This is a genomic window from Microbacterium sp. RU1D, from assembly GCF_900156435.1.
In the GTDB taxonomy this organism is placed as follows: Bacteria; Actinomycetota; Actinomycetes; order Actinomycetales; family Microbacteriaceae; genus Microbacterium.
In genome coordinates this window covers 721,370-734,814 of record NZ_FTPQ01000001.1, presented here as the reverse complement: position 1 = coordinate 734,814, position 13,445 = coordinate 721,370, and the positions used below count along the sequence as shown (strand labels likewise).

14 protein-coding genes and 1 pseudogene are annotated in these 13,445 nt (G+C 72.0%); 11 read left to right on the top strand and 4 right to left on the bottom strand.

Annotated features, from left to right (window positions below):
• Positions 1–124 precede the first annotated feature (124 nt).
• The 3 genes from B0B15_RS03340 (at position 125) to B0B15_RS03330 (ending at position 3,580) form a co-directional block, all read left to right on the top strand.
• A complete protein-coding gene (locus B0B15_RS03340; protein ID WP_076673277.1) occupies positions 125–1,456 on the top strand; it encodes an FAD-binding oxidoreductase in 1,332 nt (443 codons plus the stop codon).
• Entirely contained in the window at positions 1,453–2,232 is a 780-nt protein-coding gene (locus B0B15_RS03335; RefSeq protein WP_076673276.1) for a creatininase family protein, read from the top strand. The genes B0B15_RS03340 and B0B15_RS03335 overlap by 4 nt, the downstream gene beginning before the upstream one ends.
• Before the next feature lie 136 nt (positions 2,233–2,368).
• Positions 2,369–3,580, top strand: a complete 1,212-nt coding sequence (locus tag B0B15_RS03330; protein WP_076673275.1) for an MFS transporter — start codon at positions 2,369–2,371, stop codon at positions 3,578–3,580.
• Between the two features lie 42 nt (positions 3,581–3,622).
• Here the strand turns inward: B0B15_RS03330 and B0B15_RS16150 are convergent, their stop codons facing one another.
• Both B0B15_RS16150 and B0B15_RS16740 read right to left on the bottom strand, forming a co-directional pair.
• Positions 3,623–3,952, bottom strand: a complete 330-nt coding sequence (locus B0B15_RS16150; protein WP_256334252.1) for an Lrp/AsnC family transcriptional regulator — start codon at positions 3,950–3,952, stop codon at positions 3,623–3,625.
• A 6-nt stretch (positions 3,953–3,958) separates the two neighbouring features.
• A pseudogene (locus B0B15_RS16740) lies at positions 3,959–4,021 on the bottom strand (Lrp/AsnC family transcriptional regulator); the annotation flags it as partial.
• An 11-nt stretch (positions 4,022–4,032) separates the two neighbouring features.
• Here B0B15_RS16740 and B0B15_RS16910 point away from each other — a divergent pair.
• Complete coding sequence (locus B0B15_RS16910) at positions 4,033–4,173, top strand: alpha/beta hydrolase (protein WP_218123533.1); 141 nt, start codon at positions 4,033–4,035, stop codon at positions 4,171–4,173.
• Between the two features lie 20 nt (positions 4,174–4,193).
• Here the strand turns inward: B0B15_RS16910 and B0B15_RS03315 are convergent, their stop codons facing one another.
• Together B0B15_RS03315 and B0B15_RS03310 are read right to left on the bottom strand one after the other, a co-directional pair.
• Positions 4,194–5,570 (bottom strand): amidohydrolase family protein, encoded by a 1,377-nt coding sequence (locus B0B15_RS03315; protein ID WP_076673274.1) that lies wholly within the window; start codon positions 5,568–5,570, stop codon positions 4,194–4,196.
• A gap of 156 nt (positions 5,571–5,726) precedes the next feature.
• Positions 5,727–6,677, bottom strand: coding sequence for an alpha/beta hydrolase (locus B0B15_RS03310; RefSeq protein ID WP_076673273.1), 951 nt, complete (start codon positions 6,675–6,677; stop codon positions 5,727–5,729).
• 231 nt (positions 6,678–6,908) lie between these two features.
• Between B0B15_RS03310 and B0B15_RS03305 the strand changes: the two genes are divergently transcribed.
• From B0B15_RS03305 to B0B15_RS03275, 7 genes are all read left to right on the top strand, one after another.
• Complete coding sequence (locus B0B15_RS03305) at positions 6,909–7,616, top strand: SDR family NAD(P)-dependent oxidoreductase (RefSeq protein WP_076673272.1); 708 nt, start codon at positions 6,909–6,911, stop codon at positions 7,614–7,616.
• Between the two features lie 115 nt (positions 7,617–7,731).
• Entirely contained in the window at positions 7,732–8,082 is a 351-nt protein-coding gene (locus B0B15_RS03300; RefSeq protein WP_076673271.1) for a carboxymuconolactone decarboxylase family protein, read from the top strand.
• A gap of 3 nt (positions 8,083–8,085) precedes the next feature.
• Entirely contained in the window at positions 8,086–9,363 is a 1,278-nt protein-coding gene (locus B0B15_RS03295) for a M20/M25/M40 family metallo-hydrolase (protein WP_076673270.1), read from the top strand.
• Between the two features lie 426 nt (positions 9,364–9,789).
• Positions 9,790–10,818, top strand: a complete 1,029-nt coding sequence (locus B0B15_RS03290; RefSeq protein ID WP_076675120.1) for an amino acid ABC transporter permease — start codon at positions 9,790–9,792, stop codon at positions 10,816–10,818.
• The gene (locus B0B15_RS03285) at positions 10,815–11,597 is read left to right on the top strand and encodes an amino acid ABC transporter ATP-binding protein (protein ID WP_076673269.1); all 783 of its coding nucleotides are present in this window, start codon (positions 10,815–10,817) and stop codon (positions 11,595–11,597) included. Before B0B15_RS03290 ends, B0B15_RS03285 begins: the two co-directional genes overlap by 4 nt.
• A 257-nt stretch (positions 11,598–11,854) precedes the next feature.
• On the top strand, positions 11,855–12,856 hold the full coding sequence (locus B0B15_RS03280; RefSeq protein ID WP_076673268.1) for an ABC transporter substrate-binding protein: 1,002 nt from the start codon (positions 11,855–11,857) through the stop codon (positions 12,854–12,856).
• 67 nt (positions 12,857–12,923) lie between these two features.
• Complete coding sequence (locus B0B15_RS03275) at positions 12,924–13,439, top strand: GNAT family N-acetyltransferase (RefSeq protein WP_076673267.1); 516 nt, start codon at positions 12,924–12,926, stop codon at positions 13,437–13,439.
• Positions 13,440–13,445: the final 6 nt, after the last annotated feature.

Here is a 13,445-nt window from a genome sequence, read left to right as displayed (position 1 = left end):
GTCCGGTGCGGCCCGGTGGCGTCGACAGGCTCAGCCACCTCCGCTCCGCCACCGCACCACCGGTGACTTCGAGGCCCAGCCACCTCCGCCCGACCCCCCACCCGTTCCACCCGGAGAAACACCCATGAGCGACACCGCCACCCGCGTCCTCTCCCTCGAGGACGAACTGCTCGACCTGCTCGGCCCCGCAGCCGTCAGCACCGAACCGCGCGTGCGCGAGCGCGCCAGCGTCGACGGCTCGCCGATGTCGCCGATCATCGCCGCGAAACTCCCCCTCGGCCTCGCCGACCTGGTCGTGTTCGCCGCCGACGCCGAGCAGATCGCCACGGCCGTGGCCGCGGCATCCCGTCACGGCGTCGCGATCACCGTGCGCGGCAAGGGCACCGGCAACTACGGACAGGCCATCCCGATGCAGGGCGGCCTCGTCATCGACACCACGCGCGCCAAGGCCATCGTGGAGGTCGGCGACGGCTACATCACCGCCGAGGCGGGAACGCCGATGGTGCTGCTCGAGCAGGCCGCGTGGGCCTCGGGCCAGGCGCTGTGGATGTACCCCTCGACCGCGCAGTCCACCATCGGCGGATTCCTCTCCGGCGGCTCCGGCGGCACCGGCTCGATCGCGTACGGCTCGAACGACCGCGGCTTCGTGGCGGCCCTCGACGTCGTGCACGCCGACGGCAGCGCCGACATCATCCACGTCGAGGGCGACGAGGCCCAGAAGTACGTGCACAACTACGGCACCGCCGGGGTCATCGTCCGCGCGACCGTCCGCCTCGAGCCGCTGCGCGAGTGGCGGGGCCTCTGGGCGAGCTTCCCCGACTTCGCCGGGACGCTGTCGGTGGTGCAGACCATCGGCACCCTCGACCCCTCGCCGCGCCTGGTCTCGGGCGACGGGCCGGAGATCTCGGCATCCCTCCCCGCCGACGACGCGATCCCCGAGGGGCGGTCGAGTCTTCGAGTGATCCTGGATGCCGGGCAGATCGACGCCGTCACCGCGATCGTCGAGGGCGCCGGCGGCCGCGTCGAGGCCGTGCGCGAGGGGCCGCAGGCCAGCATCCGGCTGTCGATGCTCAGCTACAACCACCCGATCGAGTGGTACCAGAAGAGTCAGCCGCACGAGGTGTTCCACCTCGAGGTCGCGGGCGCTCCGCTGGCCGACGACGTCGAGGCGGTCGAGGCCGTCTTCCCGGGCTCGCACCTGCACGTCGAGTCGACCAAGGCGTTCCCCATCGGCATGCTGGCCGCCCCGTACGTCAGCGAGGAGGACGTCTACCGCGGCATCGCCGCGCTCAACGCCATCGGCGTCGGCGTGCACAACCCGCACCAGTGGAACGTCGATTTCAACGTCGAGCAGACGGTCGAGACCGCGCGCGTCACCGACCCGAACGGCCTGCTGAACCCCGGCAAGCTCAACCCCGACTACACCGGCGCGCGCAAGGGAGCGATCATCTCATGACCCGTCTTCTCGCCGAGCTGAGCGGTTCCGCCGCCGCCGAGGCCCTCACCGAGGACTCGATCCTCGTGCTCCCCACCGGTGCGATCGAGCATCACGGCCCGCACCTGCCCCTGGCGACGGATGCCATCGTGGCCGAGGCGTCCGCGACGGCCGCCGTCGCGCGCGCCGCCGCGCAGGGCCTGGACGTCTGGCAGCTGCCGACGCTGTCGATCACGAAGTCGGACGAGCACTCGTGGGCGCCCGGGACGCTGTGGCTCACGCCCGAGACGATGCTGCAGACGATCGTCGACATCGGCCGCTCGATCCTCACGACCCGCGCGCGCACGCTCGTGTTCCTCAACGGCCACGGCGGCAACGTCGCCCTGCTCAACGTCGCGAATCGCGAGCTGCGTCGCCGCTTCGGTCTGCGCACGTTCTTCATGCCCGCCGCCCGCGTGCCCTCGTTCGACGGCAGCGACGGGGGCCCGGACGAGCACGGCACCGGCATCCACGCCGGGCACGGCGAGACGAGCATGATCATGCACCTGCGCCCGGAGCTGGTGGACGCGTCGAAATTCGAAGCGACCGTGCCCGCGCACATCGGCGACTTCCGCCACATCGGCTTCAACGGCAAGCCCGTGACCTTCGGGTGGCTGTCGAACGACTTCGGCCCCACCGGCGTGCTCGGCGACCCGACGGGGGCGAACGCCGCGCACGGCGCCCAACTGTTCGAGGACAGCGTGTCGTTCGTCGTCGAGGCGCTCGAGGAGATCAGCAGATTCGACTACACGGCGTGAGTCGCTCGAGGCGCGCACGACCCCTGCAGATCCGACGACTCCGCGCCGAGAACGGCTCGGAGGGCTCGCCCTGCAGGACTTGTGCAGCGCGCGGCCGCGACAGGTTGCCCGATGCCGCGCCTCGGGAGGTGCGCGCGTGAGCGTCGCCGCCGCCCCGGCCACCGGCGTCCGCGCCTACGGCCAGGTGCTGCGCCTGCCGGGTGCCCGCAGCTTCGTCGCCGCCGGCATCCTCGCCCGCTTCCCGCGGGCGACCCTGTCGCTCGGCATCATCCTGCTCGTCTCCGCCGCGACCGGGAGCTTCGCCTCCGCCGGGCTCGTCGTGGCCCCTCTCGTGGGCGGCATGGCCGTGGCGGCTCCGCTGTGGTCGTCGCGCATGGACCGACACGGCCAGGCCCGCGTCATCCTGGTGTCGCTCGGATGCCTGGTGTTCGCGGCATCCGGGCTCCTCGCCCTGGTGCTGGCGGGCGCACCGTTCTGGACATGGCTCGTGGCGGCGTTCGCCACGGGAGCGACCACCCCCGACCTGACGTCGGCCGTGCGCGCGCGGTGGACCGTGCTCGCGCCGCCCGCGCAGCGCACCCCGGCGCTCGCCCTCGAGACGATCGCCGACCAGATGGTGTTCATCGCCGGTCCGCCCGCGATCACCGCGGTGGCCGCCGCCGTCGATCCCGCGGTGGCGATGCTGGGCTCGCTCGGGCTCGGGGTGGTCGGTGGCGTGTGGCTCGCCGCCCAACGCGCGACGCAGCCGGCCCCGCAGCCGCAGGGGACCCGTCGCGGGGTCGTCCTCCCGCCCGCGGGCGTCGTGCCGATCGCCCTGGCCTGCATCGCGCTCGGCGGCGTCTTCGGCGCGTTCGACGTGAGCCTCGTCGGCTGGGCTGACGTCGGCGACCGGCCCTGGCTCGCCGGGCCCGCCTTCAGCGCCCTCGCGGTGGCCATCGCGATCGGGTCCGTCATCACGGGTGCGCGCTCGTGGGCGCTCTCCCCCGCCGCCCGCTACGTCGGCTTCGCCGCGCTGGCGGCGGTCGTCGCCGTGGGGCTGCCGTTCGCGCAGGGCTCCGTGCCGGTGCTGTTCGGCGTCATCCTGCTGCTCGGGCTCGCGGTGTCGCCGGTGATGGTGTCCGGCATCCTGGTCGCATCGGCGCGTGCTCCCGAGGGACGGGTGACCGAGACGCTCGCCTACCCGACCGCCGCGATGTCGCTCGGCGTGCCCATCGGCGGCGTGATCGCCGGAGCGGCTCTGGATGCCACGGGCCCCGCCGCGGCGCTCGTCACGATCGCGGTGTCGCTCGCGCTGGCTGCGGGGATCGCCGCGACGGGTGAGGCGTTACTGCGGGTGGGGCGGCGGTGACGGCCGAGGTGCTCAGCAGTGCAGAGATGTCACTCAGGTGTCTCACCGCGTCGGCGATCGCACCCCCGACATCGCATCCGACGGCACGAGCGGATGAGGCGCGTACTCGCGCAACACCAGCGACGTCGTGACAGGACCGAAGCGGGCGAGGGAGTCGACGATCCGCTCCAATCGGCCCGCGTCGACGCAGTGGATGTCGAGGAGCAGGCAGTCCTCCCCGGTGACGCGAAGAGTGGAGGTGACCTCGACCGTCTGGGACGCCAGTTCGAGTGCGGACGCCAGATGTGCGTGGGTGGTGCGCAAGCGCACCACGGCGCGGATGTTCAGCCCGACGGCGGCCGCATCGACGACGGCGCGGTACCCGGCGATCACGCCCGCCCGTTCGAGCCGGGCGATGCGTGCGCTGGCCGCGGGTTGCGACAGACCGACGCGGCGGCCCACCTCGGCCCCGGGTGCCGGCCGCGAAGCATCTCGCCTCGGGCTGGCGCAGCGATCTGCGTGTCATCGACGGCCGCGGCCACCTGAACTCGGCGAGCGATCTCGGCGGATGGCCCGAGGGACGCCGGCTACTCGACGAGCTCACGGCCCGCTGAAACCCTGGGAGACCCGGCGATCACAGGATGACGCCGAACTCCTCCGCCAGCGCGGGCAGTTCGGTGTGCAGCACGTGCGTCGCCTCGGCGGCGAGGGGGTTCGTCGAGACGCCGTTGTCGTTCACGAGCTTCCCGCCGACGTACACCTGCTTCAGGTTCCGCAGGCCGCACGCGAGGACGTAGCTGCGCACGGGGTTCCAGAGCGGTCCGACGTCGGGCAGACGCGGGTCGACCACCACGAAGTCGGCGAACTTGCCGACCTCGAGGCTGCCGACGCGATCGTCGACGCCCATGATCTCGGCACCGCCCAGGGTGTGCAGGCGCAGCACGCGCTCGGGCATCATCGACAGCGGGTCGTGGGTGCGGGCGCGCTGCATGAACATGCCCATGCGCATGTTCTGCCACGGGTCGGCGACGTCGGTGCAGGCCTGGTCGTCGAGGCCCATGCCGACCTTCATGCCCTGCTCCAGCATCTCGGGCACGTGCGCGATCCCGGACGCCAGACGCCCATTGGATGCCGGCTGCCACGACATCGATGCGCCGCCGGCCGCGGCATCCGCGATGATCTCCGGCGTCGTCTGGATGAAGTGGCCGAACATCATGCCGGGGCGGAGCGCTCCCGCGTTCTTGTACAGCTGGAACTTCGTCTGCTGGTGCTCGATCGCCTCGTACGTCTCGAGGAAGTGCGCCTGGTTGGTGACGCCGAAGCGGTCCATGACCGCGACCTCGATCTCGGCGGCGTCCGGCCGCGTCGACCACTGCACCTGCCCCATGATCGAGGCGCCGAGCGCGATGTCGGGGTCCATCGCCAGGACGTGATCGAGGGAGGCCTCGAACCGGGCGAAGATCTCATCGTCGGTGCCGACCGTCGCATCGAGCGCGGTGGAGTCGACGAAGCGGAGCCCCGCGTCGTGGCATCCGTCGGCCTGTCGGGTGTGCCAGGCGTGATCGCGGAGGATGCCGCCGCCGTCGGCGCGCTTGCCCTCCACCATCGGCTCCCAGGGCAGCAGCGGGTCGGTGAAGTTGTAGGCGGTGGTCACGCCGTTGGCGAGGAAGTCGAGCGAGCCGTGCAGCGTCGCCCAGTAGATCTGGTCGGGGGAGGCGTTGTTGAGCACGCTGAACATCGAGGTGCACCAGCCGTAGAGCGTCTGGTCGACGCCGAGGCCGCGCGAGCCGCTCGTGAACAGGTGGCTGTGAGACGACACGAAGCCGGGGGCGACGAACTTGCCGTCGACGTCGAGGATCTCGTCGGCCGTGACCTCCGGATCGGGGTCGCCCGCGCCGATCGCGGCGATGCGCCCGTCGCGGACGAGCATGTACCCGCGCTCGATGTAGCCGGGGTCGTCGGTGCCCGCGGGGACCGTGATGAGGCGTGCGTTCGTGACCAGGAGCGACATGTTGATGACGGTAACAATGGCGTGTTTCCGCGGTGTTCCGGGCCGGTGGCGGGGGTTTTGCGGAGGGGGCTCGTCCCACTCCTGGCGGGCATGTCCCAGAAATGGCCGGTGGAGCGCCCGCCGACCCACCACAAGTGGGACGAGGGGGCGCAGAGCTCAGGCGAACGCCGCCCGCACCGCCGGCGCGATCTGCGCGAGCACCTCGTCGCGCGCAGGCGTCGACGGGAACACCAGGAACAGGTGCGGCACCCCCGGCCTGCGCACGAATGCAACGGGGACCCCGGATGCCGCGAGGCGGTCGGAATACTCCTCCGCCTCGTCCGACAGGGGGTCGACCTCGGCCGCGACGACAACGGCCGGTGCCGCTGCGTCGACGGCGGGGGCGCGCAGCGGTGCCGCTTCGACCGGCGCCCCTCCCCCGGCATCCTGCACGTACAGCCGCCAGTACCACTGCATGCCCTTCGCCGTCAGCGGCAGGTTCTCGGTGTGCGCGCGGTAGCTCGAACGGTCGGGATCGGGGGCGTCGAGCACGGGGCAGAGCAGCACCTGTACCCGGATGCCGGGAGCCCGGCCCTCCCGCGCGCGCAGGGCCAAGGCGGCGGCGAGGTTGCCGCCCGCGCTGTGGCCGGCGACACCGAGCAGCGCGGGGTCGACCAGCCCTCCCGCGCCGTCGGCCGCGAAGCGCAACGCGCTCTCCAGGTCGTCGAGCCCGGCCGGGAAGGGATGCTCGGGCGCCAGCCGATAGTCGACGCTGAGCACCTGAGTTCCGGTCGTGAGGGCGAGGGCGCGGCACAGCGCGTCGTTGTTGTCGAGGTCGCCGGCGACCCAGCCCCCGCCGTGGGCGAAGACGAGCGTCCCGCGGTGGCCCCCGCGCGGACGGTACAGGCGCAGGGCGAGGCCGTCGGCATCCAGGTCGATCGATTCGAGGGCCTCGTCGTCGGGCAGGCGCACCCACGACGGGTTCGCGCGCAGCTCGGCGATCCGCGCGGCGTCGTCGCCGTCGGCATCCGTCGCCCCCGAGGGGATGGTCCCCGCCTGCGCGGCGAGCCGCGCGAGGTGCGCGCGCACGTGGGGGTCGGTGATGGCCGGGTGCACGGCGTCGGTCACGGGGGTCCTTCCGGTGGGGTTCGGGGTGCCGCTGGTCGCACGACGCACCGAGCGTAGAACGCCGGATGCCGCCGTCGCCGCCGTCACGACGAAGCTTCACGTCGCCGAAACATCGGCGCCTCCCCCACCTCCGACGCGCGTTACCGCCGCGAAACAGCACCGTCGCCGTGCCGTCCCCGGCTGGGCGTACGGTGACCGCCAGGGCGACCCGACGCCCGCGGAAGGAACCCCATGTCGCAGCGCGTCATCGTCACGGGAGGCTCCGGCGGCATCGGCGCCGCCATCGTCGCCCGCTTCACCGCCGACGGGGCCCGGGTCGCGGTGCTCGATCGCCGCGCCCCCGCCGAGGATGCGGCATCCTCCTTCTTCGCCGTCGACCTGCGGGACCCCCTCGACACACGACGCGCGGTCGGAGAAGCCGTCGAGGCGCTCGGCGGGATCGACGTGCTCGTGAACTGCGCGGGGGTGTTCCAGCACGCATCGCTCCTCGACATCACCGTCGACGACTGGGACCTCGTGCTCGACATCAACGCGCGGGCGACCCTCGTCACCATGCAGACCGTCGCTCCCCTCATGCTCGAGGCGCGGGGCGGCTCGATCGTCAACATCGCCAGCATGGCCGCCAAGCAGGGCGGCGGCGGCGAGGGCCACTACGCCGCCTCGAAAGCCGCGGTCGTCGCCCTCACCCGCGCCGGGGCGCAGGAGTGGGGATGCCACGGCATCACCGTCAACGCCGTTTGCCCCGGGTACGTGCTCACCGACATGGGAGCCGACACCCGCTCGGAGGACGACGTGCGCGCGTGGAGCGCGAAGTCGCCCCTCGGCCGGCTCGGCGCGCCCGAGGACGTCGCGGGAGTCACCCACTTCCTCGCCTCCGCCGCGGGTGGCTACCTCACCGGGCAGGCGATCAACGTCACCGGCGGCATGATCATGCACTGAGGTCGGCTCGCCCGGGCGTGTGACCGCGCGTGACGGCGGTCCCGCGGCCCGCCGAGGGGCGGTGGTTACGGTGGGGCTCTGGCATCCGTCCCGCCGTTTCCGACCTGGAGGCACCATGTCCGACTACTTCGACCGCACCGCCGACAAGACCTACACGAAGGTCTACAAGAGCGAGACGCCCGACATCCTCGCCGCCTTCGCCGCGTTCGATCAAGCCGTCTTCGCCCCCGAGGGCCGCGCGATCCCGCTGAAGTACCGGGAGTTGATCGCCCTCGCCGTGGGCATCACCACGCAGTGCGTCTACTGCATCGACGGACACTCGCAGAACGCGGTCAAGGCCGGGGCCACCGAGGCTGAGCTCGCCGAAGCCGCCTGGGTCGCCACCGCCATCCGCGCGGGCGGCGGATACGCGCACGGCCGCCTCGCGTTCAAGCTCGGCGAGGACGCCCGCCCCCACGAGCACTGACCCGTGTCGCCCCTGGAGGCGGAGGCGCTGGAGTTCATCCGCGCCCTGATCCGCATCGACAGCGTCAACACCGGAGACCCCGCCACGATCGGCGACGGTGAGACCCGGGCGGCGCGGTTCGTCCAAGCGCAGCTCGAGGACGCCGGCTACGACACGACGCTGGTCGAGCCCGTTCCGGGACGGGCGAGCGTGATCGCCCGCCTGGCCGGTTCGGATCCGGATGCCGGTGCCCTCGTCGCTCACGCGCACCTCGACGTGGTGCCGGTGGATGCCGCCGACTGGACGCACCCGCCGTTCGGCGCCGAGATCCACGACGGCATGCTGTACGGCCGCGGCGCCGTCGACATGAAGGACTTCGCCGGGATGCTGCTCGCGATCGCGCGGGCGTTCCGGCGCGACGGGATTGTGCCGCGACGGGACCTCATCTTCGCGTTCTTCGCCGACGAGGAGGCCGGGGGCGTGTGGGGCGCGCGCTGGATCGTGCAGAACCGGCCCGAGCTGTTCGCGGGGGCGACCGAGGCGATCAGCGAGGTCGGCGGGTTCTCGCTGGCGCTGCCCGAAGGCCGCCGCGCGTACCTCGTCGCCACGGCCGAGAAGGGCGTGTCGACCGCGACCCTCACCGCCCGCGGGCGGGCGGCGCACGGGTCGCGCCCCACCGCCGACAACGCCGTGGTGCGACTGGCGCAGGCCGTCGCCGCGGTGGGGGCGCACCGCTTCCCCGTCGTGCGCACCGCGACGCTGGACCGCTTCGTCGGCACCTGGGAGCGCGCCGGCGGCGACGTCGACGACCTCGGGTTCGCGGCATCCCTCCTCGATGCGGGTCAGCGCAACACCGCCTCGCCCACCGTGCTCGCGGCGGGCGGCAAGGCCAACGTCATCCCGGCTTCGGCGAGCGCGACGCTCGACGTGCGGATCGTCCCGGGACAGCACGACGCCGTTCGTGCGGAACTGGCGGCGGTGGTCGGCGACGACGTCGAGGTGACCTGGGCGTGCGACATCGCCGCGATCGAGGCGCCGGTCGACGCACCGATCGTCGACGTGCTCCAGCGCGCGATCACCGCGGAGGACCCCGACGGGGTGGTGGTGCCGTACCTGCTGCCGGCGAGCACCGACAACAAGCACCTCAGTCGGCTCGGCATCCGGGGCTACGGGTTCGTGCCGTTACGCGTGCCCGCCGATTTCGACGTGTTCGGGCAGTTCCACGCGGCCGATGAGCGGGTGCCCGTCGAGGCGCTCGCGTTCGGCACGCGGGTGACGGCGCGGATCCTCCGGGAGGCGTGAACCGGGATGCGGTAGCCCAGCCGCGCAGAACTCCTGCCGAGCCGGGAGTCGGGACGGCGGAACCGGGTCGCAGCGACGACGCTGCAGGAGGTGTGCACGACTGAGCCCGGTCCCCGACCGCCCGCCCGCCCCCGACGATCCTGGGCGCACACCTCCTGCAGGACCGGGTCTTCGATGTCTCGAACCCGCTTCGCGGGCCACTCTGCAGGAGTCGTGCTGAGCGCGCGCCGGGATCAGCCGAGCCGGTGTCGACCTATCCGACTCCGCTGCCCGCCGTCCACCGTGTTACCGCACATGGCGCCGCGTTGCCGTGAGCGGCGGGCCGTTGCGACGTGTGAATGAGCACCTCGATCCGGACGTCGATCCCGTCGTACCGTGACGCAACCCACCGGCGCCCGCGCCGCAACGGAGTCCGAGGAGCACGTCATGACCACCACCGCGCCGGCCCCCGCCGACCGCACGGCCCCGCCTGCCGGGACGACCGCCCCGGTCGATCTCGGCACGATCGCCGTCGTCCCCACCCGCCATTGGTGGCGCTGGATCCTCAGCGCCCTGCTGCTGTTCGTCGTCGCCCAGTTCGCCTGGAGCCTCGTGACGAACGACCGCTACATGTGGGGGACGTTCGCCGAGTACTTCCTCTCGGAGCCCGTGCTCGTCGGTATCGGGTACACCCTCGCACTCACCGCGGTCTCCGCCGTCGTCGGATTCGCCCTCGGCACGCTGCTGGCCCTCGGGCGCCTGTCGGCCTCGCCGCTGCTGAACGCGGTCGCGTGGGGCTACATCTGGTTCTTCCGGTCGGTGCCGCTCGTCGTGCAGATCATCGTCTGGTACAACCTCGGCTACCTGTACCCGACGCTCGGCCTCGGAACACCTTTCACCACCGACTTCTGGATCGTGGAGTTCCCCACGGTGCAGCTCGTCAGCGCCTTCGCCGCGGCGATCCTGGGCCTCGGCCTGCACCAGGCCGCGTACTCCGCCGAGATCATCCGCGGAGGGCTCGTCTCGGTCGACCCGGGTCAGCACGAGGCGGCTGCGGCCCTCGGCATCCCGGCATCCCGTCGCCTGTTCCGGATCATCCTGCCGCAGGCGATGCGATCGATCGTGCCGAACGCCACGAACGAGGTGATCGGCCTCGTCAAGGGCGCGTCGGTGGTGTTCGTCATCGCCATCCCCGAGCTGTTCTACGCCGTGCAGGTCATCTACAACCGCAACAGCCGCGTGATCCCGCTGCTGCTGGTCGCGGTGGTCTGGTACACGCTCATCACGACGATCCTCAGCGTCGCGCAGTACTACGTCGAGCGCCACTACGCCCGGGGCTCCGCCCGGGCCCTTCCGCCCACGCCGGTGCAGCGCGCCCGCCGCTGGGTGCGCACGCAGTGGGCGCGACTCGGCGACCCCCCTCCCGGAGGGAGGGATGCCGACGGCCCGGCCGCCGCGAAGGGGGTGCCCGCATGAGCACGATCGCCCCCCGCCGCGGACTCGTCGAGGTCCGAAACGTCCACAAATCGTTCCACGGCACGGAGGTGCTGAAGGGCATCGACCTCACGGTGCGTCCCGGCGAAGTCGTGGCGCTGCTCGGCCCGAGCGGCTCCGGCAAGTCGACGCTGCTGCGCACGATCAACCACCTCGAGACCGTGGATGCCGGCTCGGTCACCGTCGACGGGGAGTTCATCGGCTACGAGCTGCGGTACGGCAGGCTCCACGAGCTGCGGGAACGCGAGGTCCTGCGCCGCCGCACCCAGGTGGGGATCGTCTTCCAGAACTTCCATCTCTTCCCCCACCTCACAGCCCTCGAGAACATCACCGAGGCGCCCCTGGCTCTCAAGCGGCTGAGCAAGGACGACGCGACCGCGCTCGGCCGTGGCCTGCTCGACCGGGTCGGGCTCGCGCACAAGGCCGACGCCTACCCGCGGCAGCTCTCGGGCGGCCAGCAGCAACGCGTCGCGATCGCCCGCGCACTCGCCCTCCAGCCGAAGGTGCTGCTCTTCGACGAGCCGACCAGCGCGCTCGACCCCGAGCTCGTCGGCGAGGTGCTCGACGTCATCCGCGACCTGGCGAAGCTCGGCACGACGCTGGTGATCGTGACGCACGAGATCGGCTTCGCCCGCGAGGTCGCCGACCGCGTCGTGTTCCTCGATCAGGGGCGCATCGTCGAGCAGGGTTCCCCCGACGAGGTGCTCACGCGACCCCGGCATCCGCGCACCCGCGAGTTCCTCGCGAAGGTGCTCGGTTGAGGTCGAGCCCCGTGCCAGGTCCCTGAGCCCGTCGAAGGGGCCCCACCGCGGGGCGCCCGACCCGCACGACACAGGTCCCTGAGCCCGTCGAAGGGGCCCCACCGCGGGGCGCCCGACCCGCACGACACAGGTCCCTGAGCCCGTCGAAGGGACCGGGACCCGCCGCATGCCCGGTGGCTTCGACAGCTCAGCCACCTCACCGACCCCGCGGCGCGACCCGGCGCCGCGGCATCCCCACCCTCACAAGGAGAATCACCATGGCCCTCAGCAAGAAACAGGGGATCGCGCTCGGCGTGATCGCCGCAGCCCTCGTCGCGGTCGTCGGCGTGGGTGTCACCATCGGCCTCACCCGCCCCGTCGAGGCGGAAGCAGCGGCCGCGCCCACGGCGACCGCCGGCGCGAATCCTGACACGGGCGAGGTCCCGCGCATCACCGGGGAAGCAGTCCCCGAGGCCGTCGCCGCTCTGAAGGCGAGCGGCTTCACCCCGATCGAGCCCGGCAAGCTCACCGTTGCGGTCGGCGCGTTCGTCCCGCCCCTCAGCTACCAGCCCGAGGGGACCACGGCGGCCACCGACGTCGCCGGCACCGAGCCCAATTTTGGAGAGCTGATCGCCGAGGGACTCGGCCTCGAGTACAACCCGGTCGTGGTCGCCTGGGCCGATTGGCCGCTCGGCATCCAGTCGGGCAAGTACGACCTGATCACCTCGAACGTCACGGTGACCGACGAGCGAAAGGAGCTCTACGACTTCGCGAGCTACCGCCAGGACCTCCTGGGCTTTTACGTGCGGTCCGACAGTTCGATCTCGACCATCGAGAAGGCCGACGACATCTCGGGGCTCAAGATCGTCGTGGGCTCGGGCACCAACCAGGAGAAGGTGCTGCTGAAGTGGAACGAGGAGCTGACCGCAGCGGGCAAGGCCCCCGCCGAGCTGAACTACTACGACGACACCGCCGCGGCGACCCTCGCGTTGCAGTCCGGCCGCGTCGACGCCACCTTCGGTCCCAATGCCACGGCAGCGTGGGCGTCACGAGAGACGGGCCGGACGAAGCTCGTCGGAATCGTCCCCGGCGGCTGGCCGCTCGCGGCCGACATCGCCGCGGCGACGAAGAAGGGCAACGGCCTCATCGAGCCGGTCGGCATCGTGCTGAACGCCTACATCGCCGACGGCACCTACGCGAAGGTGCTGCAGGCGTGGGGCCTCGAGTCCGAGGGCGTCGACAAGAGCGAGATCAACCCTCCGGGACTCCCGAAGTCCTGATCCTCCGGCGGGGCCCGGTCATCCGCGACCGGGCCCCACCGAGCGCTGTGCGAGAAGAATGGATGCCATGACCCCCACGCCCTCATCGACCGTGACGATCCGCCTCGTCGAACCGCAGGAGTACGCCGAGGCCGGCCGCATCACCGCCGACGCCTACCGGCACAGCTACGACGGCCTGTCGGAGGCGTACCTCGCCTCCCTCGCCGACGTCGCCAGCCGTGTATCGCAGGGCGAGGTGTGGGTCGCGCTCGACGGAGAGGAGATCGTGGGGACGGTGTGGACGCCGCGGCCCGGCGAGCGACTGTCGCCGCTGGCCGGGGAGGGCGAGCTCGACTTCCGCCAGCTCGCCGTGGCCCCCTCGGCGCGGGGGCGCGGCATCGGCGAGTCGCTCACGCGGCACGTGCTGGCGATCGCGAGAGAACGCGGGGCCACGCGCGTCGTCATGAACAGCGGGCCCGAGATGCTCGGCGCCCACGCCCTCTACGGGAAGCTGGGGTTCCGGCGACTGACTGAGCGTGAGAACCCCGTCGAGGTCGAACCGGGTCGGTTCCTCGACCTGAAGGCCTTCGGGTACGACCTCTGAGACGTC